The organism is Polaromonas sp. P1_F4 (assembly GCF_056405675.1).
The window spans coordinates 79,087-102,037 of sequence record NZ_JBFUBP010000014.1 but is presented as its reverse complement, the minus strand read 5'-3'; the positions used below and the strand labels follow the sequence as shown (position 1 = coordinate 102,037).

16 protein-coding genes and 1 rRNA gene are annotated in these 22,951 nt (G+C 62.1%); 11 read left to right on the top strand and 6 right to left on the bottom strand.

The genetic code is table 11. The features are described from left to right. The 3 genes from AC1DYQ_RS21390 to AC1DYQ_RS21380 form a co-directional block, all read right to left on the bottom strand. A 16S ribosomal RNA gene (locus AC1DYQ_RS21390) occupies window positions 1–448 on the bottom strand; the annotation flags it as partial. Window positions 449–1,097: 649 nt separating this feature from the next. Then, a complete protein-coding gene (locus AC1DYQ_RS21385; RefSeq protein WP_477688486.1) occupies window positions 1,098–3,407 on the bottom strand; it encodes a xanthine dehydrogenase family protein molybdopterin-binding subunit in 2,310 nt (769 codons plus the stop codon). Beyond that, a complete protein-coding gene (locus tag AC1DYQ_RS21380; RefSeq protein WP_477688485.1) occupies window positions 3,404–3,880 on the bottom strand; it encodes a (2Fe-2S)-binding protein in 477 nt (158 codons plus the stop codon). Before AC1DYQ_RS21380 ends, AC1DYQ_RS21385 begins: the two co-directional genes overlap by 4 nt. Window positions 3,881–4,100: 220 nt before the next feature. Between AC1DYQ_RS21380 and AC1DYQ_RS21375 the strand changes: the two genes are divergently transcribed. Further along, the gene (locus AC1DYQ_RS21375; RefSeq protein ID WP_477688484.1) at window positions 4,101–6,029 is read left to right on the top strand and encodes an ATP-binding cassette domain-containing protein; all 1,929 of its coding nucleotides are present in this window, start codon (window positions 4,101–4,103) and stop codon (window positions 6,027–6,029) included. A 136-nt stretch (window positions 6,030–6,165) separates the two neighbouring features. Beyond that, window positions 6,166–7,878: a phospholipase D-like domain-containing protein gene (locus AC1DYQ_RS21370; RefSeq protein ID WP_477688483.1), complete on the top strand. Its 1,713-nt coding sequence runs from the start codon at window positions 6,166–6,168 to the stop codon at window positions 7,876–7,878. Between the two features lie 19 nt (window positions 7,879–7,897). Here AC1DYQ_RS21370 and AC1DYQ_RS21365 read toward each other — a convergent pair whose 3' ends face one another. Further along, complete coding sequence (locus AC1DYQ_RS21365) at window positions 7,898–9,508, bottom strand: B12-binding domain-containing radical SAM protein (protein WP_477688482.1); 1,611 nt, start codon at window positions 9,506–9,508, stop codon at window positions 7,898–7,900. Between the two features lie 146 nt (window positions 9,509–9,654). On the opposite strand from AC1DYQ_RS21365, the gene AC1DYQ_RS21360 reads away from it, so the two are divergent. The 5 genes from AC1DYQ_RS21360 to AC1DYQ_RS21340 all read left to right on the top strand — a co-directional run bounded on the left by AC1DYQ_RS21360 (window position 9,655) and on the right by AC1DYQ_RS21340 (window position 15,446). Further along, on the top strand, window positions 9,655–11,835 hold the full coding sequence (locus AC1DYQ_RS21360; protein WP_477688481.1) for a protein-disulfide reductase DsbD family protein: 2,181 nt from the start codon (window positions 9,655–9,657) through the stop codon (window positions 11,833–11,835). Window positions 11,836–11,882: 47 nt separating this feature from the next. Next, window positions 11,883–12,536 carry a thioredoxin family protein gene (locus AC1DYQ_RS21355; protein ID WP_477688480.1) on the top strand — a complete coding sequence of 218 codons (654 nt, stop codon included), beginning with the start codon at window positions 11,883–11,885 and terminating at the stop codon, window positions 12,534–12,536. Between the two features lie 78 nt (window positions 12,537–12,614). Beyond that, window positions 12,615–13,079, top strand: coding sequence for a CoA-binding protein (locus AC1DYQ_RS21350; protein ID WP_477688479.1), 465 nt, complete (start codon window positions 12,615–12,617; stop codon window positions 13,077–13,079). A 74-nt stretch (window positions 13,080–13,153) separates the two neighbouring features. Then, the gene (locus AC1DYQ_RS21345; RefSeq protein ID WP_477688478.1) at window positions 13,154–13,936 is read left to right on the top strand and encodes a hypothetical protein; all 783 of its coding nucleotides are present in this window, start codon (window positions 13,154–13,156) and stop codon (window positions 13,934–13,936) included. Window positions 13,937–14,111: 175 nt separating this feature from the next. After that, complete coding sequence (locus AC1DYQ_RS21340; protein ID WP_477688477.1) at window positions 14,112–15,446, top strand: class I SAM-dependent methyltransferase; 1,335 nt, start codon at window positions 14,112–14,114, stop codon at window positions 15,444–15,446. Between the two features lie 31 nt (window positions 15,447–15,477). Here AC1DYQ_RS21340 and AC1DYQ_RS21335 read toward each other — a convergent pair whose 3' ends face one another. Next, entirely contained in the window at window positions 15,478–15,774 is a 297-nt protein-coding gene (locus tag AC1DYQ_RS21335; protein WP_457306745.1) for a hypothetical protein, read from the bottom strand. 279 nt (window positions 15,775–16,053) lie between these two features. Between AC1DYQ_RS21335 and AC1DYQ_RS21330 the strand changes: the two genes are divergently transcribed. Further along, entirely contained in the window at window positions 16,054–18,639 is a 2,586-nt protein-coding gene (locus AC1DYQ_RS21330) for a putative bifunctional diguanylate cyclase/phosphodiesterase (protein WP_477688476.1), read from the top strand. On the opposite strand, the gene AC1DYQ_RS21325 is transcribed toward AC1DYQ_RS21330, so the two are convergent. Then, window positions 18,620–18,988, bottom strand: a complete 369-nt coding sequence (locus tag AC1DYQ_RS21325) for an aminoacyl-tRNA synthetase (protein WP_477688475.1) — start codon at window positions 18,986–18,988, stop codon at window positions 18,620–18,622. The two genes, AC1DYQ_RS21330 and AC1DYQ_RS21325, sit on opposite strands and share 20 nt — an antisense overlap. 124 nt (window positions 18,989–19,112) lie before the next feature. On the opposite strand from AC1DYQ_RS21325, the gene hemE reads away from it, so the two are divergent. From hemE to priA, 3 genes are read left to right on the top strand one after another with little or no spacing between them, the layout of a single operon-like run. Continuing rightward, window positions 19,113–20,222, top strand: coding sequence for a uroporphyrinogen decarboxylase (hemE, locus tag AC1DYQ_RS21320; protein ID WP_477688474.1), 1,110 nt, complete (start codon window positions 19,113–19,115; stop codon window positions 20,220–20,222). A gap of 36 nt (window positions 20,223–20,258) precedes the next feature. Further along, window positions 20,259–20,600 carry a hypothetical protein gene (locus tag AC1DYQ_RS21315; protein ID WP_477688473.1) on the top strand — a complete coding sequence of 114 codons (342 nt, stop codon included), beginning with the start codon at window positions 20,259–20,261 and terminating at the stop codon, window positions 20,598–20,600. Continuing rightward, complete coding sequence (gene priA / locus AC1DYQ_RS21310; protein ID WP_477688472.1) at window positions 20,597–22,798, top strand: replication restart helicase PriA; 2,202 nt, start codon at window positions 20,597–20,599, stop codon at window positions 22,796–22,798. Before AC1DYQ_RS21315 ends, priA begins: the two co-directional genes overlap by 4 nt. Window positions 22,799–22,951: the final 153 nt, after the last annotated feature.

The following is a 22,951-nucleotide window of genomic DNA, read 5'->3' as shown; positions in this document are numbered from 1 at the left end:
CAGGCCGTTTCGTTCCGTACAAAAGCAGTTTACAACCCGAAGGCCTTCTTCCTGCACGCGGCATTGCTGGATCAGGCTTTCGCCCATTGTCCAAAATTCCCCACTGCTGCCTCCCGTAGGAGTCTGGGCCGTGTCTCAGTCCCAGTGTGGCTGGTCGTTCTCTCAAACCAGCTACAGATCGTCGCCTTGGTGAGCTTTTACCTCACCAACAAGCTAATCTGATATCAGCCGCTCCAACTGCGCGAGGTCTTGCGATCCCCCGCTTTCATCCTTAGATCGTATGCGGTATTAGCGTAAATTTCTCTACGTTATCCCCCACAGTTGGGCACGTTCCGATATATTACTCACCCGTTCGCCACTCTCGAGTATTGCTACTCTACCGTTCGACTTGCATGTGTAAGGCATGCCGCCAGCGTTCAATCTGAGCCAGGATCAAACTCTATAGTTTAATCACTGCAATAATTTTCAACTCCTCGCATTTGACTGCGAGAAGAAACTCATAAAAACGGAATTGATGAGAAATCTTGACGATTTCACATTTTCTATCTCTATGAGCGTTTAAGGTCAGAAGACCTGGTTACAAGTAACCTGGCAATCGCCTTCAAACGCCCATACTTATCGGCTGTAAATTTTTAATGATCCTGACTACTTGCTCAGCGCGTTTAGCACCCTGCTTTTGTCGTCTCGCTGTAATCAGCTGAGCCTCGAATTATATACTGGTTTTTAATTCCCAGTCAACCCGAGGGTTATTTGCCTTTCTCGCTTGACAAACTCAATTCAGAGAATTTTGCTTGTCTTGCTGTGATCAGCAGAGCCTCAAATTATATACCGGTTTTTAATCACCAGTCAAACTTTTTTGACTCTTTTTTCTGCTGCCTGATCGCTTGGCGGTCAGCACTTTCGTTTTCAGCAGAGCCTTGAATTCTATACCGAATTTTGAGTCCCGGTCAACTTTTCAAGATCTTTTTTCTACTGAACTTTTCGCTTTCGCGGTAGCTGCAAATCCCGAAGAATTTGTTCGCTGTGTTCAGCAGAGCCATCGACTATAGCACGGTTGTTTTGCGCTTTTCAAGCAGCACTTAAAAAACTTTCTCAACTTACGCGTTGTTCACTATAAGAGGCAGCGAGCGCAAGCGCTTCCCTGTCAGTGCATAGAGGGCATTTCCCAATGCGGGCGCCAATGGCGGAACACCTGGTTCGCCTGCGCCGCCAGGTGTTCTCTCGCTGGGGACAATATGAGTCTGCACAACGGGCGCCTGCGCCAGCCCCACCATGGCGTACTGGGGAAAATTCTTCTGGCGCACGACACCTTCTTCTATATCTATGCGGCCATACAGCGCTGCGGTCAGCGCAAAGATAACGCTCCCCTCCATTTGCTGTGCCACGATGCCCGGGTTCACAACCGTACCGCAATCCACAGCACACACCACGCGGTGGACGCGCGGCATGCCATTGAGCAATGACACCTCCACGACCTGCGCCACGATGGATCCAAATGATTCATGCAGGGCGATGCCGCGGGCCCGCCCCTCGGGCAAAGCGCCGCCCCAGCCAGCCTTGAGTGCAGCCAGTTCCAGCACGGCCAGATGCCGGGGTGCTTCGTCCAGCAAGGAACGCCGGAAAGCGAGAGGATCCCGTCCAGTCGCCCAGGCCAGCTCATCCACGAAGCATTCTGAGAAGAACGCGTTATGCGAATGCCCCACCGAACGCCAGTAGCCGACAGGTACGCCCGAGCGCATGGCCACATGCGACATGGACTGGCTGGCAAAGCCGTAAGGCAGATCGAACAATCCTTCCGCAGCGCTCTTGTCGGGAGTATCAAAGGGCCCGGACAGGGCCGGCAGGTTGCGTTCTAGCCATCTAGGCGTAATGGCGTCGCCGGCAGACTTGATGGACAGGCAGGTGACGTCGCCCTTTTCGTCCAGGGAGGCCCTCAGCCTGGCTACCTGCATGGGCCGGTAAAAGTCGTGCGTGGTGTCTTCTTCGCGCGACCAGATCAGTTGCACAGGCCTGCCCCCACACTCCACGGCAATGCGCACTGCCTGCGCCACGCAGTCGACCTCCAGCCGGCGGCCAAAGCCGCCGCCCAGCAAGGTGACAGTGACATGGACATCTTCCTGAGCCACCCCAGCCACCCGTGCGGCAACGGCCACAGCCATCTGCGGCACCTGGGTGGGCGCCCAGAGCCATACCTTGCCGCCCATGACTTGCGCGGTGCAGTTCATGGGCTCAAGCGTGGCGTGGGCCAGGTAGGGCGCACGATAAAGTGCCTCGATTTTCCGCACAGCGGACGCCTCGGCCTTGCCGGCATCACCTTTTTCATAAAAGACATGGCCTTCTTCACGTGCCAGAGCGGTTTCCAGCGATTGTTCAATCACGCGCGTGTCCAGCGCGCCAGCGGGTCGCTGCTGCCATTCGACCGGCACCATCAAGGCCGCCTGCTGGGCCTGCCACCAGGTTTTACCCACCACGGCAAAGCCGGCAGTAGAGCCCGCATAGGCCGGCAGCCGCACCAGACGCTCCACGCCAGGCAAGGCGAGCGCCGTATTTACCTGAATCGCACCCGCTGAGCCGCCCAACATGGGACAAAGCCGGATCGCCGCATACACCATGCCCGGCAACCGGACATCGAGGCCAAAAACGGCCGTGCCATTGACCTTGGCAGGTAAATCCAGGCGCTGGGCACCCCGCCCTATCAGTTTCCAGTCCCCGCGGCTTTTGAGTGTCACGTCACCCGGCGGAGTCGCTGCGGCAAATTTCGCCAGTTCACCGTAGTGGGATGAGGGACCTGAAGGGTGCGAAATCACGCCGTTTTTGACTGTGAGCTCATCCACCGGCAATTTCCAGTCCAGCGAGGCGGCCCCCAGCAGGGATGCCCTGGCCGTGGCAGCGGCCAGCCGCACCACGTCCCAGGCATCCGCCAGGCTTGAGGAACCCCCTGTCGCGTTGATGCCGAGCTCACGGGCAACCTTGCCCATCATCCACTCGCCGATCCTGACCGGGGTGGGGCGAACCCTGGGGGCGCCTTCTTTGGCAAAGTCATCGACGTCCAGTGGATGAAAAGGCAGGCTGCCCACCAGCATCGCGACATTACCGTAAATGGCGTCGGATCCCGCCTGCGCCACGGTCACCCGCTGCAGCGGCACGTCAAGCTCTTCGGCCACCAGCATGGCCAGCGCCGTGTGCACGCCCTGGCCCATTTCGCTGCGCGGCATGGCCAGCACCACACCGCCGTCCGCCCGGATCTTGACCCAGCCATTGAACACCGCGCCATCAAGCTCGGGAATGCTCGCAGGCCAGGGTTTGGCCGGGCTGCCCAGCCGGGAGCGCGCCGGCAACAGGCTCCAGCCCACCAGCAATGCGCCTGCCGCACCGGTTGCACTGAGCAGCCAGGCCCTTCTTTTCATGTCCGGACCTTCTGCAGAACGCCGGGCGCCATGCCGGCCGCGCGCTTGATGGCCACCCGGATCCGCTGGTAAGTGCCACATCGGCAGATATTGGTCATGGCGGCATCGATGTCCGCATCTGTCGGCTTGGGGATTTTGTCGAGCAGGGCGGCGGCGGCCATCAGCATGCCCGACTGGCAATAGCCGCATTGGGGCACCTGCTCGGCAATCCAGGCGGCCTGCAGGGCGTGGGGCTTGCCCGGCGCACCCAGCGCTTCAATGGTCTGAATTCGCTTGCCCATCACGGCGGACACCGGGACGACACAGGACCGCACCGCTTCGCCGTCCACCCGCACTGTGCAAGCGCCACACGCGGCCACGCCGCATCCGAACTTGGTGCCCGTCATGTTCAGCACGTCGCGCAGCAGCCAGAGCAAGGGCATGCCGGGATCGGCGTCGGCCTGAACGGCCCGGCCATTGATTTGCAGTTCCAAGGTCCCTCCTTCAGCGATCGAATCGCCGGAACGGACGACTATATCGGCGAGGCTTGGCAAGCGATAGGGCGCAGATGCGACACCGGCCACTCACGTAATAACTTGTATTTAAGGGATGGCACTTAGGGGGGCGTCATGTGACCAAAGGCGGGCCCTGCAGGGCCGATGAAGGGCCTATATAGACACCGCGTCGCGGTAGGGGCGGATAATCTGCCCCCTTATGGCACTTATTACCTTACTGGACGCCCAACTCGCTTTTGGGCACGTCGCACTGCTGGATCACGCAGATTTTTCCCTTGAAACCAACCAGCGGATCGGCCTGATCGGCCGCAACGGCACGGGCAAGTCATCCCTGCTGAAAATTCTCGCCGGCCTCGAAAAACCCGATGACGGCACGCTGCAGCTGCAGCAGAACCTGCGCATCGCCTATGTGCCGCAAGAGCCCAGCCTGGACCCGCACGCTACTGTTTTTATAGCTGCCAGCGCAGGACTGGCGCGCACCAGGCACGTAGTTGAGCAATATCTCGCGGCCGACGAGCATACCGACCTGGACGCCCTGCAGTCGGAAATCGAGGCGCTGGACGGCTGGACCTGGGAGCAGCGCGTCGAAGAAACCCTGCACCGCCTGCACCTGGACAAAGACGCCATCGTCGGCTCGCTTTCGGGCGGCACCAAAAAACGCGTGGCTCTGGCCCAGGCGCTGGTCGCCAAGCCCGACGTGCTGCTGCTCGACGAGCCGACCAACCACCTGGACCTCGATTCCATCGCCTGGCTGGAGGATTTGCTGGTCAATTTCAACGGAAGCATCATTACCATCACCCATGACCGGGCCTTCCTGGACCAGGTCGCCACCGTCATCGTCGAGCTCGACCGCGGCAAGCTCAACAGTTACCCCGGCAACTTTGCCCAGTACCTGGTGCAAAAAGAAGAGCAGATGGCGCAGGAAGCCGTCATCAATGCCAAGGCCGACAAGCTGCTGGCGCAAGAAGAGGTGTGGATCCGCAAGGGCGTGGAGGCGCGCCGCACCCGCAGCGTGGCCCGCATTGGACGCCTCGAAGCCCTGCGCGACAACCGTGCGGCACGGCGTGATGCGGTGGGCCGCGTCAACCTGGACGTCTCCAGCGGCGAGAAGAGCGGCAAGATCGTCGCCGAGCTCACCGACGTGAGCAAAAGCTTCGGCCACCCGGGCAGCGAAAAAATCATCGTCAACAAGTTCACCGGCACGCTGCTGCGCGGCGACAAGGTCGGCCTGCTCGGCCCGAACGGCGCCGGCAAGACCACGCTGCTCAAGCTCATCCTGGGCGAGTTGCAGCCCGACGTGACAAACCCGCCCGGCAAAATCCGCCAGGGTGCCAACCTGCAGGTCGCGTACTTTGACCAGATGCGCGACAGCCTGGACCTGGACGCCACGCTGGAAGACTTCATCAGCCCCGGCAGCGAGTGGGTCGAAATCAACGGCCAGAAAAAACACGTCAAGAGCTATTTGACGGACTTTCTGTTCTCGCCCCAGCGTGCGAACTCACCCGTGCGCACTTTGTCAGGCGGCGAGCGCAACCGGCTGCTGCTGGCGCGCCTGTTTGCCCGGCCGGCCAATGTGTTGGTGCTGGACGAGCCGACCAACGACCTGGACATCGACACCCTCGAATTGCTGGAAGACCTGCTGCAAAACTACGAAGGCACGGTTTTCCTGGTCAGCCACGACAGGCGCTTCCTGGACAACGTGGTCACCAGCACCATCGCCTATGAGGGCACGCCCGAGAACCCCGGCTTCTGGCGCGAATACGAGGGCGGCGTGACCGACTGGATCACGCAATCCAAGCGCGCAGCGCAGATCACCGGTGCCAACAAGCCCGCCAGCAGCCCCGCCGGCAGCAAAATTTCAAGCAAAACAAGCCCGCAGCCCAATAAGGACGAGCGCGAGCTGCTATCAAAAAAGAAGCTGAGCTACAAAGAGCAGCGCGAGCTCGACGGCCTGCCGGCGCTGATCCAGCAATTGGAGTCGCAGCAAAAAGCCATCGAGCAGGAGCTCTATGACGGCACGCTCTACACCACGAATGCCAAACGGGCGGCGGAACTCAACGCGCGCAACAGCAAGATCGAGGAAGAGCTGATGGCAGCGCTGCAGCGCTGGGAAATCCTGTCGTCATAACCGCGCCCATGCCCGCTGCATACGGGCCGGCTGCGGAAGTGACGCGCAGTCAAGCCGGGCGCCTACAAGAAGAATAGGCGCGGACGCAGGGTCCAGCGGCACCCAATACATCCCCTTACGCTAAAGTGCCTGCACGATGCAGACCACTTCCAGCGCCTTTCCCGGCACCCGTTTTTTCATCCCCCCTGCGGGCTGGCGKGCGTTGCAGGGGCTGGCGCTCGTTTTCGCCGCTCTCTGGGTGACGGGTTGCGCCTCGCTGCCCAGCGAGGTCGACCGCCCGGTGTCCACCGCGCTGGCCAACCCGGCCGAAACGCGCCTGGGCAGCCTGGTGGCGGCCCGTGCGGCCAAGGCCGGCACGCGAAACGATTCGGGGTTTGCGCTGGTCGGCGACGCAGAACTGGCTTTTACCAGCCGCATGACGCTGATCAAGGCAGCGCAAAAGACACTGGATATCCAGTACTACGCGATCTTTGCCGACGAAACCACCGAACGCATGTTTGACGCGCTGCGCGAAGCAGCGGGCCGCGGCGTGCGCATCCGCATACTGCTGGACGACTTCAACACCTCAGGCAAAAACGCACAGGTGCTGAAGCTGGCTTTTGAGAAAAACATCGAGCTGCGCCTGTTCAACCCCCTGCCGGGCGGCCGCGGCTCCCTGATGTTCCGCATCCTGGGCAACCTCAAGGACACGGCGCGCATGCAGCGGCGCATGCACAACAAGATTTTTGTGGCGGACAACGCCGTGGCCATCACCGGCGGGCGCAACCTGGGCGAAACCTACTTCGGCCAGAGCACCGGCACCAATTTTGTGGACATCGACGTACTGGCGGCCGGCCGCATCGCGCAAGACCTGTCGCGCAGCTTTGACCAGTACTGGAACAACCCGCTGGCCTACCCGGTGCAGTCGCTGATGACCGAAAAGGAAATCGACGCACTCAAGCGCAAGCCGCCGGCCCCTGAAAACCCTTCCGGGCCGGTCGGCACAGCGCAGGCAGCGAACCTTCCGGCAGGTGACGGCACCGTGACGCCCTCGGCCCGGCCGGAACGGGCCACCTCCACACTGCCAACGCTGCCGGATTCGACCGACCTGCGGTTGTTGACCTGGACCTGGGCGCCGTCGGTGTTGCTGGTGGACAAGGCGTCCAAAATCGCCGCCGACGCCGACACGACCGAAGAATCGCAGGACACCACGGTGGACGGCCTGCTGCAGCTGATGTCGCAAGCCAAAAACAACCTGCTGATCGTTTCGCCCTACTTTGTGCCCGGCGAACGCATGATGAAACAGTTTTCCGAGATCCGGCAACGCGGTGTTCGTGTGCGGGTGCTCACCAACTCGCTGGCATCGAACGACGCGCCGGCGGCCCACGTCGGCTACGCCCGCTACCGCAAGGCCTTGCTGGAGATGGGCATCGAGATTTACGAAATGCGCGCCGAACAGGAAGGCTCTTTCAGCAGCTTTGGCTCGGCCGCCATTGCCGGCGGCTCGATCGGGGGATCAACCGGTGGCTCCACCGGCGGCTCACGTGCCAGCCTACATTCCAAGGTCGTTGTCATGGACGACCGGATGCTGGTCGTGGGGTCCATGAACCTGGACCTGCGCTCGCAGCTGCAAAACAGCGAAGTGGCTATCGTCATCCGCAACCGCAGCATCTCAGCCGAGGCCACACGGCTGATCGAACCCACGCTGGCTTCAGGCGCCTACCGGGTCGAGCTGGAGAACGGCCGGCTGGTCTGGCGTGCGCCGCAGGGCTCGCCCCTCAAGGACTCCCTGATCGAGCCGGATGCCAGCTGGGGACTGCAACTGATGCTCAAGCTGATCGGGCCGTTCGCGCCGGACGAAATGCTTTGAAGATGGGGGCTTTGGCTCATCAAGCGGCCGCCGCGGCCTTTTGAATGGCTTCCCGGTGGGCGCCCGACTCGTCCTGAAACCCTGCTGATTGCTGGTTCACATGGCGCCCCTGCCGCGCAGTGCCCTGTCGGCCGGAACGCAGCGGCGCAGCCGGCCGTGCCGCACCCAGCAGATCGGCCAGGCAACTGGGGCGGCCGCGTGCACCGCTGGCCAGGTAGTCGGCCAGCAGGGCGTTGCGCACATCTGCGCTGGCCAAGCCCCGCACTGCGGTGAGGTGCTCAAACAGAAAATCCACCAGCTTCTCGGGTGCGAACTCATGGGTTTTGCCGGTGCTGGCCCAGAGCCAGTCGCTGAACTTCAGAAAGTGGCCGAACGCCGAGCCGGGGGTCAGCAGCAGCTGGAGCCCCCGCGCAAAACGCCCTGAATTGGCCAGCATTTCCCAATACCGCGCAAAGCGATTGATGCGCTGCATGGTGACAAAGTCGATCGTGGAGTTCTGCAAAATCGTATACGGCGTCTGCGGGTCATACGCCATGGCAAACTCCGCCGTGTGCCGGGTGATGGGTGTGCCGCGCAGGCGCTTCAGGATGCCGAACTGGATTTCATGCGGCGCCAGTTCATGCAGGCGATCAAAACCCTGGGCGAAGCTCTCCAGCGTCTCGCCGGGCAAACCGAAGATCAGGTCTGCGTGCACATGGGCCTGGCTTTCGTTCACCAGCCAGCGCAAGTTGTCCGCGGTCCTGGCGTTGTCCTGCTTGCGCGAAATGCGCTGCTGCACCTCGGGGTTGAAGCTCTGGATACCGACTTCAAACTGAAGCGAACCTGCCGGGAACTGCGCAATCAGCGCTTTGAGCCGGTCGGGCAGGCTGTCGGGCACCACTTCAAAATGCACAAACAGGTCAGGCGCCATCCGGTCCAGGAAAAACTGCAGGATGCGCACCGAGTTCTCGACCTTCAGGTTGAACGTGCGGTCCACAAACTTGAAGTTGCGTGCGCCGCGCCGGTAGAGCGCGTCCATCTCGGCCATAAACGCGTCCAGGTCAAAAGCCCAGGCGGTCTTGTCGAGCGAGCTCAGGCAGAACTCGCACTTGAAGGGGCAGCCGCGCGAGGCTTCGACATACAGCAACCGTTTGGCAAGGTCTTCGTCGGTGTATTCGCCATAAGGCAGGGCCAGCGCCTCCAGTGCCGGCTGCTCCCCCGCAACGACCTTCATCAGCGGTTGCGGGCCCTCGAGCAAGGCACGGCAGAGCTTGGGAAAACTCACATCGCCCCAGCCGGTGACCACATGGTCGGCCAGGCGGCAGATTTCCTGTTCGCCCGTCTCGTAACTGACCTCGGGTCCGCCCAGCACCACCTTGATGCCGGGCCTCAGGGTTTTGAGCAGGCGCACGACCTGGGTGGTTTCCACCACGTTCCATATATAAATGCCGAGGCCGATGACTTCAGGATCGAGCGCCAGCAACTCCTCGACGATCTGCATGGGCCGTTGCTGGATCACGAATTCGCGCAGCAACGTTTGTGCACGAAGGCCGGGGCCGCCATGCAGGTCCATATTGGCCAGCAGGTACCGCAGGCCCAGCGAAGCGTGGATGTACTTCGCGTTGAGGGTGGCGAGGACAATGCGCGGCATGCCCCTATTATCTGGGCTGACTCTGAAAACGGCTGTAATAAGGCAGCGTGAAACCGGACTAACCATCATCGAGCAATGCCCGCACGCTGTCTTGCCCCCTAGCCTTCCAGGAACTAATCTCTGCGCCACCCGCTCACACTTGCACAATGAATGCCCTGCGTTTTCCGTTTGCCAAGCTAGCCGCTACATTTTTGATAGCTGCCTGCGCAATCCCCGTGCCCGCCAGCGCTCAAAAAGCCTTTAGCGACATTCTGGGAAAAGGCACGCAGAGCACCACCCGTGCGGTGGTCACGACGGAGCAGGTCAGTGCCGAACTGCTGGCCTGGGCGCCGGAAGGCGTGGAGCCCGGCAAGCCGGTCTGGGTGGGGCTGCGGCTCACGCACCAGCCCGAATGGCATACCTACTGGAAAAACTCCGGCGACTCCGGGTTGCCGACGCAGCTCGAATGGCAATTGCCCGCCGGCATCACTGCAGGCGATATCGCCTGGCCGACACCGAAAAAAATCCCGATTGGCACGCTGGCCAACTACGGCTATGAAAAGGCGGTGCTGCTGCCCGTGCCTTTGACCGTGGCGCCCAGTTTCGCCGCCAGGCAGCTGGACGTCAAACTCAAGGCGTCCTGGCTGGTCTGCCGCAAGGAATGCATTCCGCAAGAGGGTGACTTTTCACTGAGCATCCCGGTGCGAAGCTCGACCGCCTCCAGTGGCCAGTTGTTTCAGGACACGTTCGCAGCCACGCCCAAAGCACTGGCGGCCGGCGCCAGCAAAGTGGCCGTCGAAGGCAAGGCGATCAGCATCTCCCTGGCCAGCTTGCCTGCCGCCCTGCAGGGCAAAACACTGGCGCTGTACCCCGAAACCGGTAGCGTGATCGAGCCCGCCGCCCCTTGGCAACAGGCTTGGCAAGGCGCGGTATGGACGGCCCAGGTGCCCCTGTCGGGCCAGCGAACTGAAAGCCCGGCCAGCATGCCGCTGGTGGTGGCCCTGGAGAACACTGCCTATCGCATTGACGCGCCGGTCAAAGGCCCCTGGCCTGCGCCAGCGGCCGCCACCGTCGTGCCGCCCGCACTTGAAGCGGCCTTGCGCGCCAACGCGTCGGCCGGTGCGGCACCCGTGCAAACCAGCGCCCCACCGGTCGGCCTCATCGCCGCCCTGCTGGGTGCATTGCTCGGAGGGCTGATCCTCAACCTCATGCCCTGTGTGTTTCCGGTGCTGGCCATCAAGGTGGTGGGTTTTGTGCAGGTGAAGGACCAGGCCACGCGCCTGACCACCGGCTTGGCTTACACCGTGGGTGTGGTGATGTCTTTCCTGGCGCTGGGTGCGCTGCTGCTGGGTTTGCGCGCAGCGGGCGATCAGCTCGGCTGGGGCTTTCAGCTGCAGAACCCGGCGGTAGTGGCGCTGCTGGCGGCACTGTTCACCTTGCTGGGGCTAAACCTGGCGGGCCTGTTTGAATTCGGCAATGTCCTGCCGGGCCGGCTCGCCGGCTGGCAGGTGAAAAATCCCACCGTCAACGCATTTTTGTCGGGTGTGCTGGCCACCGCCATTGCATCGCCATGCACCGCTCCCTTCATGGGCGCCTCGCTGGGCTATGCGGTGGGGCTTCCGGCGCCTGAAGCTCTCGCGATCTTCGCGGCCATCGGCGTGGGTATGGCGTTGCCGTATCTGGCGGCGAGCGCCATACCGGCCGTGGCAAGAACGCTGCCGCGTCCCGGCCCCTGGATGGTGACCTTCAAGCAGCTGATGGCTTTCCCGATGTTTGCCACGGTCGCCTGGCTGGTCTGGGTGCTGGGCCAGCAAAGCGGCATCGACGGCGCGGGCGCGTTGCTGGCCCTGCTGGTGTTGATGGCGCTGGCGATCTGGGCTTTTACCCTGCGCGGCACGGCGCGCACGCTGTTGGCAACCTTTTCCGTGGCGTTGGGCGCGTTGGGGCTATGGGCCATTGGCCCGAACATCACCAAACCCACGGCCCTGGTGTCGGCAATACCGGCAGCGGGCGGTTGGCAGGCCTGGGAGCCGGGTCGGGTTGACCAGCTCACCGCGCAAGGGCAAAGTGTGTTCGTGGATTTCACCGCCGCCTGGTGCGTGACCTGCCAGTACAACAAAAAGACCACCCTCTCGAATGCGTCGGTACTGGCCGACATCGAAACGAAGAACGTGGCGCTGTTGCGTGCCGACTGGACGCGGCGCGACCCGGCAGTGACAGCGGCACTGAAGCAACTGGGCCGCAACGGTGTACCGGTATATGTGATTTACAAGCCCGGCCGTGCGCCGGTCGTGCTGTCGGAGATTCTGTCGATTGACGACGTGAGGGCCGAACTGGCCAAGCTGTAAAGAACCTGTTGTCGTGTTGTTGATTTCTTCCTGAAGGAGTTCAAGCCATGTTGAATACCCCTCTGAGGCCCGTCCGGGCACTTACCCGCCGCAACTTTTCCGGCGCTCTCGTTGCCGCCCCCTGGCTGGCGTCGGCCGCTTTTTCCGTGCAGGCGGCCACAGCAAGTGTCGGCCAGGCAGCCCCCGACTTTTCGGCCCCCGACACGGCTGGCAAGACCCGCAACCTGGGCGATTACAGCGGCAAGCTGGTGGTGCTGGAATGGACCAATCCGGGCTGCCCTTTTGTGCGCAAGCACTACAGCGGCAACATGCAAGGCCTGCAAAAGGAGTTCACCGCGAAAGGCGTGGTGTGGCTGTCCATCAACTCCACGGAGGCCGAAAGCGGCGACTACCTGGCGCCAGCCAAACTGGCCAGCTGGATGGCCGAAAAACAGGGCCAACCGACTGCGACACTGATGGACGAGTCAGGCAGGATCGGCCAGCTTTACGGCGCCAAGACGACACCGCACATGTACATCATCAGTCCGCAGGGCCAGCTGATTTACGCAGGAGGCATTGACAGCATCCCTTCCGCCCGCGTTGACGATATCAAGACCGCCACCAATTACGTGCGCCAGGGCCTGACCGAAGCGCTGGGCGGCAAGCCCTTGAGCGTAGCGACCAGCCGGGCTTATGGCTGCTCCGTCAAATACAAGGCATAGACCAGCTTAAATAGATAAACAGAGCCTGAACCGTGTCCGGCAACGCCGGTCCAAGCCAGACCAACACAAAGCCCAGCCATGAACCCCTTGCCACCTGCAGAGCGCATGCCGCACATCCTCAACCACTGCCGCACCATCGCGGTAGTGGGCTTGTCGCCCAAGCCCCACCGCGCCAGCTTTGATGTGGCGCGCTACATGCAGGCCAATGGCTACCGCATCATCCCGGTCAACCCGAACGCCGCCGAGGTGCTTGGTGAAAAGGCCTATTCGACGCTGACTGAAGCCGCGCAGCACGAAAAGATCGACCTGGTGAACTGCTTTCGCAACAGCGAAGATATTCCGCCAGTGGTCGACGAAGCCATTGCGATAGGCGCCAAGGCCGTGTGGATGCAGCTCGGAATTTCCAATCCGGCAGCCGCCGCCAAGGCAGAAGCCGCAGGCTTGCTGGTGGTACAGGACCACTGCCTCAAGATTGACCACCGTGTGCTGCTATCCCGCGGACTGTTGCACCCGATTGCCCAAGTGGGCGCGGCTTCCGCCTGAGCTTGCCCCTGCGGCCGGCGGCAGCCCGGGAAAGCCATGCTTGCGCGGCGCGGCGCAGCCGCTGAAAATGCCCCATGTCCCTGCGCACGGCACCCATCTCCCTTCCCGCACCAGCCATTTCTCCTTCCATTTTTTCATTCTTCCGCCCTCCCCTGTTGCTGGCCCTGGCTGCATTGGCCGGCTGCGCCAGCCAGGCGCCCACGCACAAGGGCGAAGCACAGGCCGCCCCGATGGCCGCCAGCGAGATCGGCCAGTCGGACGTGAACCGCATGGCCACCCTGGGCATGCGCGATAACCTGGAGGGTTTGCTGCGCCTGGCCGACAAGCTGTACCGGCGCAACCCGGCGGAATGGCGAAAAACCAGCACGCTCGGACGCGACGCGGCCCTTGCCCAGCTGCGCGTGGCGGTCGACACCCGCACACCCTGGCCCGAACTGCAGGGTAAGCGCGACATCGCCGCGCTGTCGCTGGCGCTGGGCCCCGACTTCAAGGGCGACCGCGTGGCGGCGTTCATTTATGCCAGCGCCGACATGGTGGTCACGGCCCACGGCGGGAAAACAGCGTATTACCTGACCGACAGCCTGGATGCGCAATACATCTACAACGCCGCCCGCAACATTGAAATCGCCGTATGGATGCTGTCCAACCGGCGCAATGCCGCAGGCCAGCCCTTGCTGCTGGCCGACGAAATCACCGAGCGCGAGCGCAACCTGAGCTTTGAACGCGAGTTCGGCAAAATCATTGGCCGGCTGGATCTGCTGTCCTCCGTGTTGACGGAGAAATACCGGCGCGCCGTCATCACGTATGTGCAGAACCTGCTGGGTGGGACGTTTCTCCAGTTCTTGCCCGTCAGGTAGGTTCACCCCCTTCTCGGCTCACTGCGTGTAGCCGGATCCCCCCTTGCAGGGGGCGGCCGCTGCGGCCCGGCAAAGCCGGTTCCGCGCGGCCACTGGATGGGAGAGAGGTTTCCGGCGCGGGGCGATCCTGGGCGGAGACAATAGGCTTTTGCCAATCGTTTTTCCGGAAGCCTCCATGCCCGACAACTATTTGCCCGAAGTCAGAAGCCAGTACGAGGCGCTGCCTTATCCGCCTTGCAATCCGCAGGACGACCACAAGCGCCTGGTGCGGACGTGGCTGGAAGATTTGCCCATGATCAATCACTACTGCTTTGCGGGAAAGCAGTCGTTCCAGAAGGGCTTTCGTGCGCTGGTGGCGGGCGGCGGCACCGGTGACGCCACCATTTTCCTGGCCGAGCAGTTGCGCGACACCGACGCACAAATCGTGCATCTCGACATGAGCGGAGCCAGCATCGCGCTGGCGAAGGAGCGCGCGCAGATTCGCGGGCTGGCAAACATCACCTGGGTTCACGATTCATTGCTGAACCTGCCGGCCCTGGCGGCAGAGCTCGGCATCTTCGACTACATCAATTGCAGCGGCGTGCTGCACCATCTGGCCGATCCCGATCTGGGATTCAAGGCGCTGCGCAGCGTGCTCAAGGACGATGGTGCTATCGGCCTCATGGTGTATGCCACCACGGGCCGCACGGGCGTGTACCAGATGCAGGAGCTCATGCGCCTGGTCAACGGCGACGAGGCGGATGCACAGCGAAAAATCGCCAACACGCGCGACTTGCTGGCCAGCCTGCCCGCCACCAACTGGTTCAAGCGCAGCGAAGACCTGCACCACGACCACAAGATGGGCGACGCAGGCATCTACGACCTGCTGCTGCATTCGCAGGACCGCTCATACAGCGTGGGCGAGCTGTTTGACTGGCTGGGCGACGAAGCGGATGGCGCAAAGAGCGGACACGGCATGCACCTGGAGTTCACCGATGTACAGCGCGGCCTTTCGCCTTATTTGCCGCACATGGTGCTGGGAAGCAAGCCACCGGCCATGGCCGCGGCATTGCGCAAACTGCCACGGCGCCAACAGTACGAAGTGGCCGAACTGATGGCCGGCACCCTCATCACCCATTCGCTATACGTCACGCACGGTGACACTTGCAAGGCGCCTTATGGCGACGCGGAATACGTGCCGTTTTTCTACCACGAGCCCCTGACCGGCGAACTTGCCGCGCAGGTGTTCGGCAGCAACCGGGGCCAGCCCTTCATGCTCAGGCACCAGCATTCAGGCATCGCGGTCATGGTCAATCCCGGGAAATACGGCGCGAAGATTCTTTCGCTGGTGGATGGCCAGAGGAGTTTTGGCGAAATCTTCGACCAGTTCCGCGCTGCATGGCAAGGCAAGGCCGCGGCACCCGACAATGCCACGCTGTTTGCCGACTTCGCCGAATCTTTTGGCACGCTGGCGGCCCTCGACAGACTGCTGCTCAGGCATCCCTCGGCCGGCCCGTTAGCGGCCGGATAAGCATCCCGTCAGGGGTCCGGACGGGCGGCACTCATGCGGCCGAGCCGGACAATTTGGGTGCCGCCAGTGGCTCTGTGGTCTGCAGATCCACCACCAGCACAAGCTCTCCGCCAAACCGGCCTATGCCCAGGCCACTCATCAGGCGTTGTTCTTCCTCGGCTGTGGCCATGCGCAGGAAGCACAGGGCCTGTTGCTTGCCGGCGTGGGAGGCCGGCAGGATATTGAGCTGGGTGACGGAGCCGAAACGGGAACACATGTTCCTGAGGACCGTTTGCAAAGTGTCGATATCGGGGCATTGCTGCAATTGATCGAGTTCAAGAGGGGGCATTTGTGCTTCGCTGAAGAGGAAAGATCACGGAAATCGGGAGAGCTGAGCAGGCAAGAGCGATAGGTGATGAGAGGTGTTGCAGCATGCAACGCGCTACCGCCAGGTACGGTGAGGCAGCGACAGAGAGCAGCGTAGGACAAATTCGCTTCCGGGTACGCAACAGAACGTTTTGCAACGCTTTATGGTCAACACTTGCAAATCTCACACGTCGCTGACGTCAATTCGCAGCGCTATGCATCAGCATCAAAGGCTGTAGTTTGAAAAGCAGGTGTTGCTCCCGTGTCCGTTTCCACTGTCGATCCAGCGTTTGCGCTACACGTCCTGCCGCAGGGTGGCGAAGAGCACGATGCCACGCGTCCAACCAACGCCGACCGGCTTACCCGGCTGGCAGCCCGGTCCTGCGCCACGCCGATTGCCATCATGGTGGCGATGGAAAACGGGCAGCCGGCTTTCAGGTCGGGCACCGGCTTCGCTCCGCATGAGCGTGAAGGCCTGGTGACGCTCTGCGCCGCCACACTGGAAAACCCGCCGCGCCAGCCGCTGATACCTGCCCGTTGTGCTCCCGGCATCAACTTTTACCGCGGCGTGCCGCTGGCCGGCGGTGACGGCGTTTTGCTGGGCGTACTGGCCGTCATGGACAGGGTTCCGCGGAGTCTGGACGCTGCGCAAGAGGAAGACCAGGACACGCTTGCCGGATTGATCGCTGCGCAACTGAACCTGCAGCAGCATGCGCTGCGAACCGCAGGGGCAGAAGGACATGAGGAACCTGGGGACAGCGCAGCCGGTACGGCCGGCCAGCGGACCGAAGAAGACGCCCAGCGGCTGGCCACCCGCTTGGGCATCACGCTGGAAAGCATCACTGAGGGGTTTTACACGCTGGATCCGCAATGGCGCTTTACCTACCTCAACCGGGAAGGCGCGCGGCTGCTCCGCCGGCCCAGCAAGGACCTGCTGGGCAAAAGCATCTGGAAGGAATTTCCGGGCGCCATCAACACCTCGTTTTCCGAGCAGGTCCGGGCCGCGGTTGCGGGCAACTACCAGGTGGAATTTGAAGCCCTCTATGCACCGCTGGACAAATGGTTCGAGATCCGCGCCTACCCGTTTCCGGACGGAGTCGCCATCTACTTTCGTGATATCAGCGAACGACGCAAGGCCAGGGAACAGCTCATGCTGCTGGAGACAAGCATCTCCCGCCTCAACGATATCGTGCTCATCACGGAAGCGGTACCTTCCGGAAAACCGGGCTTGCGCATCATTTTTGTCAACAACGCGTTCGAGCAACATACCGGTTATAGCCCGGAAGAGGCCCTCGGCCATTCGCCGCGCCTGCTGTGCGGGCCGTTAACCCAACGCAGCGAACTGGAGCGCATCAGCGCCGCCTTTCAGAAAGGCGAACCTGTTCAGGCCGAACTCATCACCTACAAGAAAAACGGCAGGCACTTCTGGATGGAAGTCGACATCGTGCCGGTCGCGGATGACGCCGGCGTTTTCTTTACCCATTGGGTTGCGGTGGGGCGCGACATCACGCGCCGCAAGGTGGCGGAGAGTGAAATCAAGCACCTGGCTTTCTACGACCCGCTGACGCAGCTGCCCAATCGCCAGCTGCTGATGGACAGGCTGCAAAAAGCACTCACCCACAACTACAGGCACCCACGCGAAGCCGCGCTGATGTTCATCGACCTGGACAATTTCAAGACGCTCAACGACACCATGGGCCACCAGAAGGGAGACCTGTTGCTGCAACAGGTGGCCAAGCGCCTGGCGGCCTGCCTGGAGCAGCCCGACACGGTGGCACGGCTGGGCGGGGACGAATTTGTGGTCATGCTGGAAGACCTGGGCCAGGATCCTCGCGCAGCGGCCGCAAAAGCTGAAGCGGTGGGCACGCGGATCCTTGCCGCGCTGAGCGAGCCCTACAACCTGGCGGGCTACCAGCACTACAGCACCTGCAGCATCGGCATTACCTCGTTCAACCAGACCCTGGACAACATCGGGGACCTGCTCAAGCAGGCTGACCTGGCCATGTACCAGGCCAAGATGTCGGGGCGCAATACCATCTGCTTTTTCAACCCGGCGATGCAGGCCGCCGTCACCGCCAGCGCCGCGCTGCAGTCGGACTTGCGCCAGGGCCTGCGTGAAAAGCAGTTCCTCCTGTACTACCAGCCGCAGGTGGGGCGTGACGGGCGCATGACGGGCGTCGAGGCGCTGTTGCGCTGGCAGCACGGCGCGCGTGGCCTGGTACAGCCGTCCGAGTTCATTCCGGCGGCGGAGGAGGCCGGGCTGATACTGCCGCTGGGCCAATGGGCGCTCGAGACAGCCTGCCGACAGCTCGCAGCATGGGCCCATCGCCCTGAAACCGCAGCCTTCAGCGTGGCCGTCAACGTGAGCGTGCGCCAATTCCGCCACCCGGAGTTCGTGGACCTTGTCATGGCCGCTCTCAAGGAAACGAAAGTCAGTCCGCACAAGCTCAAACTGGAGCTGACCGAAAGCCTGCTCGCCGAAAACATGGATGTCACCATCACAAAAATGGCCCGGCTCAAGAAGATGGGCGTGACCCTTTCCATTGACGATTTCGGCATGGGCTATTCCTCACTCTCATGCCTGAAGCGCTTGCCGCTGGATCAATTGAAAATCGACAAGTCTTTTGTGGAAGACATCCTGCGCGACCCTAACGACGCCGCCATCGCACGCACCATCATTGGCCTGGCGCAAAGCCTGGGGCTGGGCGTGGTGGCGGAAGGCGTTGAGACCGAAGCCCAGCGCGACTTTCTGTCGCGCCACGGTTGCGACTGCTACCAGGGCTATCTGTTCTGCAAGCCCCTGCCCATCGACGAGCTCGAAGCCTTCATCAAGACACTTCGGATTTAAAGGTGACGGCAGGCAATGGTGCGGCCTTGTGGTGTTCCAGCCGAACGATCACCTCCTTGACGATGCCGTACATCACCGCGCGGTCGCGGTCAGGGTGGTCCGCGAAATGCACCGTCGTAGACCCTAGCGTCACGCCCCCGGCGTCATAGCTCACTGTGATGCCGTAGGCTGTCATCAGTGGCCCGCAGGCACGCCAGTCGCGCGTCCACTGCGGCAAAACCTTGTTACTGTCCCAGAGAGTGCCTGCGCTTTCGTAGCATTCCTCGATGTGCGCATGGCCCAGCAGCTGCGCCAGATGCCGCTCCCTGGCGATGCAGCTGCGGAAATACTCCTGGTCGTTCATGCGCATGAAACACCTCTTTTCGGACCCGGCGGGGTCCATGAGGCCATGGTAAATCCGAACCCACTCAAGTGCCAGCCCTGCGGATATCCCGCGATGCGAGGGCCCGCCTCACACCTGAGACAATCAGGGCATGTTCGCACCCCTTCAAAACGACACCTTTTTGCGCGCCTGCCTGCGCCAGGCCACAACCCACACTCCCGTCTGGCTGATGCGCCAGGCCGGCCGTTATTTGCCCGAGTACCGCGCCACGCGCGCCCAGGCCGGCAGTTTCATGGGTCTGGCCACCAACACCGACTACGCCACCGAAGTCACGCTGCAGCCGCTTGAGCGTTACCCGCTGGATGCCGCCATCCTGTTCAGCGACATCCTGACCGTGCCCGACGCCATGGGCCTGGGCCTCTCGTTCGCGCTGGGCGAAGGCCCGCGCTTTGCTACGCCGGTGCGCGATGAGGCGGCCGTGGCGAAGCTTGAGGTGCCCGACATGAACAAGTTGCGCTACGTGTTTGACGCCGTGACGTCGATCCGCAAGGCCCTGAACGGCCGCGTGCCGCTGATCGGCTTTTCGGGCAGCCCCTGGACGTTGGCCTGCTACATGGTCGAAGGCGCGGGCTCCGACGACTACCGCCTGGTCAAGACCATGCTGTACCAGCGCCCGGACCTGATGCACAGAATGCTTGCCGTGAACGCCGACGCCGTTGCCTCCTATCTGAACGCACAAATTGAAGCCGGCGCCCAGGCCGTGATGATTTTTGACAGCTGGGGTGGCGTGCTGGCCGACGCGGCCTTCAAAACCTTCAGCCTGGCCTACACGGCCCGCGTGCTGGCCCAGCTCAAACGCGAGCACGAGGGCGTCAAGATCCCCCGCCTCGTCTTCACCAAAGGCGGCGGCCAGTGGCTCGAAGCCATGGCGCAGCTCGATTGCGAGGTGCTGGGACTGGACTGGACGGTCAACCTGGCCAGGGCGCGCGCGCTGGTCGGCGAAAACGGACCATATGCCAAAGCCTTGCAGGGCAACCTGGACCCCAACGTGCTATTTGCCAACCCGACCCAGATAGAAGCCGAAGTGAAAAGCGTGCTGGACAGCTTTGGCAAGCCCCATATTGATGCCCACGAGCCTGGACCGGCCCATATTTTCAACCTGGGGCATGGCATCAGCCAGCACACGCCACCCGAAAGTGTGGAAGTGCTGGTGCGCGCAGTACACGCTCACTCTCGCAGCATGCGCGGCGCTGGTACCTAAACTTTCCGCCTACGTCCAGAAAAGGCCACGGGATGAATGATTTCAACCATGGCTAGCACAAAACCGGGCGACGGCGCCCGGACTTATGCACAAAATTCGTGTTGCGGTGCCGCAATGGTGAACCCAGGCAGCATGCTTCGCTATCAAAGCAATAGCGCACGTAAGTTATTGATTTATATAGAGACTTTAAATTGCTTTTTTTCCGGGCAGTTTAAGAAAAGCCTTGATTTACAAGGCTTCGCGACGCGCCAAGGCAAGCTATCAACAAAGTTATCCACAGAAAATCTGGAAATCTGTAAAGCGATGGTAAATCAAGGACTTAGCGCACTATCTGGATGTACTTCTCAAGAAGTAAACACATTTAGTTACTCCAAATGAGCTATTGGCTTCAAGTTGCCGTTGCCGCGCCCGCGCACAGTTCCATCGCCGGGCCACTGACCTACCAGAGTGAATTGCCACTTGCTGTCGGCTCCCTGGTGCGGGTGCCGCTGGGTAAACGCGAAGTCCTTGGGGTCGTGTGGGAAGCAGTGCCTGACAGTGGAACGCTACTGGAAATACAGACGCGCCACGTCACCGGCGGGCTGGAAGGGCTGCAGCCTCTTTCGGCGACCTGGCGAAAACTGGTGACGTTCACCGCGGCTTATTACCAGCGCTCCCTGGGCGAGGTGGCGCTGGCGGCATTGCCGCCGCAACTGCGCGACCTGAGCAATGTTCAGCTGGCGCGGCGGCTCAAGCGCCCGGTGGCTGACACCAGCGGCCCGCAGGACACCGCGGCGCTGATGCCGCTCAGTGCGCAGCAGGCTCTTGCCCTGGCTGAATTTGACAACGATACCCGGCCCGCGCTGCTGTTCGGCGCCACCGGCAGCGGCAAAACCGAGGTCTACCTGCGCGCCGCGGCCCGCGTGCTGGAGCAGGACCCCACAGCCCAGGTGCTGGTGATGGTGCCCGAGATCAACCTCACGCCTCAGCTGCAGTCGCGCTTTGAAGCGCGTTTTGCCCACCTGGGCAAAGAGCGCGTGGTGGCCTTGCACAGCGGCCTGACCCCAGCCCAGCGCCTGAAAAGCTGGCTGGCGGCCCATGCCGGCCATGCGCGCCTGGTGCTGGGCACGCGCATGGCGGTGTTTGCCTCCATGCCGAATCTGCGCCTGCTGGTGGTCGACGAGGAACACGACCCAAGCTACAAGCAACAAGAGGGCGCACGCTATTCCGCCCGCGACCTGGCTGTCTACCGCGCCAAGATCGAAACCGAAGACGCCACGCATGGCCATGGTCCTTGCAGGGTGCTGCTCGGTTCGGCCACGCCATCATTGGAGAGCTGGCAGGCGACACTGGCGGGCCGCTACCAACGCCTCACAATGAGTGAACGCATCGGTGACGTGGCCCCCACGCTTTTCGCTTCGCGTAATGCGCTGCCCCCCGAGGGGGCCAATTTTCCTAGGGGCGGCCCGTCGGAAAATTCCTCAGCGACGAGCTCTTCAGGAGGCCTGCCCACAGTTCGGCGCGTGGACATGAACCACCAGCCCAAGCACTGCGTGATTGCGCCGCCGCTGCTGGATGCCATCGCACAACGGGTGGCGCGTGGCGAGCAGTCGCTGATCTTTTTAAACCGGCGCGGTTATGCACCTGTGCTGGCCTGCCACGACTGCGGCTGGAAAAGCGAGTGCCCGCATTGCAGCGCCTACCGCGTCTTCCACAAGATAGACCGCACATTGCGCTGCCACCACTGCGGCTTTACCGAACGCGTGCCGCGCGCCTGCCCGAGCTGCGGCAACATCGACATCGCGCCCGTGGGACGCGGCACCGAACGGCTGGAAGAACATTTGGCCGAATTGCTGGCCGGCGTGAAGCGGCCAGACGGCGAGCCGCCGCGCATTGCCCGCATTGATGCCGACACGACACGGCTCAAAGGCGCGCTCGAATCACAATTGGCCAGCGTGCATGCGGGCGAAGTCGACGTGCTGGTCGGCACGCAGATGATTGCCAAGGGCCACGACTTTCGCCACATCACGCTGGTGGCGGCTATCAACCCCGACGGCGCGCTGTTCTCTAGCGACTTCCGCGCCCCCGAGCGCCTCTTCAGTCTTTTGATGCAGGCCGGCGGCCGCGCAGGCCGTGATGCAAGGCACAGCGACGCCAGCGAGATGTGGGTGCAAACCTTTCATCCCGCCCATCCGCTGTTTGAAGCACTCAAAAAGCACGACTACCCGGGTTTTGCCGACCAGCAGCTGGCAGAACGCGAAGCGGCAGGCATGTCGCCCTTTGGCTTTTCAGCGCTGGTGCGCGCCGAGGCACGCGAGCAGTCCGTCGCACAAGGATTTCTCAACGCGGCAGCCGCCCAGGCCGAGGCGCAGCAACTCACGGGCCACGGGCAAGTCACCGCCTACCCAGCCGTGCCGATGACGATACAGCGCGTGGCCAATATCGAGCGTGCGCAGATGCTGGTCGAAAGCCCGTCACGCGCAGCGCTGCAACGCTTTCTGGCGGCCTGGCAGCCGGTGCTGTTTGAAACGCGCCAGCAGGCTGAATTCAAAAGCCTGATTCGCTGGGCGATTGATGTGGATCCGATTGCGATTTGATCGACACCTGCCAACAGAACGCCTGCCTGGACTGACCAGCTATGCAGAATGTTCACCGCGCTTTCGGTCTTGGAGTTCCGGCTCTAGTTGCAGCTGCCGATGGTTGCGCGCACTTCGCCAGAGCGCAAATGCCAATGCCAACAGGCTTCCACC

Excerpts from the sequence above, each read along its gene's own strand:
- AC1DYQ_RS21385 (WP_477688486.1), bottom strand. The coding sequence starts at position 3,407 with ATGAAAAGAAGGGCCTGGCTGCTCAGTGCAACCGGTGCGGCAGGCGCA.
- AC1DYQ_RS21375 (WP_477688484.1), top strand. The coding sequence starts at position 4,101 with ATGGCACTTATTACCTTACTGGACGCCCAACTCGCTTTTGGGCACGTC.
- AC1DYQ_RS21365 (WP_477688482.1), bottom strand. The coding sequence starts at position 9,508 with ATGCCGCGCATTGTCCTCGCCACCCTCAACGCGAAGTACATCCACGCT.
- AC1DYQ_RS21360 (WP_477688481.1), top strand. The coding sequence starts at position 9,655 with ATGAATGCCCTGCGTTTTCCGTTTGCCAAGCTAGCCGCTACATTTTTG.
- AC1DYQ_RS21355 (WP_477688480.1), top strand. The coding sequence starts at position 11,883 with ATGTTGAATACCCCTCTGAGGCCCGTCCGGGCACTTACCCGCCGCAAC.
- AC1DYQ_RS21350 (WP_477688479.1), top strand. The coding sequence starts at position 12,615 with ATGAACCCCTTGCCACCTGCAGAGCGCATGCCGCACATCCTCAACCAC.
- AC1DYQ_RS21345 (WP_477688478.1), top strand. The coding sequence starts at position 13,154 with ATGTCCCTGCGCACGGCACCCATCTCCCTTCCCGCACCAGCCATTTCT.
- AC1DYQ_RS21340 (WP_477688477.1), top strand. The coding sequence starts at position 14,112 with ATGCCCGACAACTATTTGCCCGAAGTCAGAAGCCAGTACGAGGCGCTG.
- AC1DYQ_RS21335 (WP_457306745.1), bottom strand. The coding sequence starts at position 15,774 with ATGCCCCCTCTTGAACTCGATCAATTGCAGCAATGCCCCGATATCGAC.
- AC1DYQ_RS21325 (WP_477688475.1), bottom strand. The coding sequence starts at position 18,988 with ATGCGCATGAACGACCAGGAGTATTTCCGCAGCTGCATCGCCAGGGAG.
- hemE (WP_477688474.1), top strand. The coding sequence starts at position 19,113 with ATGTTCGCACCCCTTCAAAACGACACCTTTTTGCGCGCCTGCCTGCGC.
- AC1DYQ_RS21315 (WP_477688473.1), top strand. The coding sequence starts at position 20,259 with ATGATTTCAACCATGGCTAGCACAAAACCGGGCGACGGCGCCCGGACT.
- priA (WP_477688472.1), top strand. The coding sequence starts at position 20,597 with ATGAGCTATTGGCTTCAAGTTGCCGTTGCCGCGCCCGCGCACAGTTCC.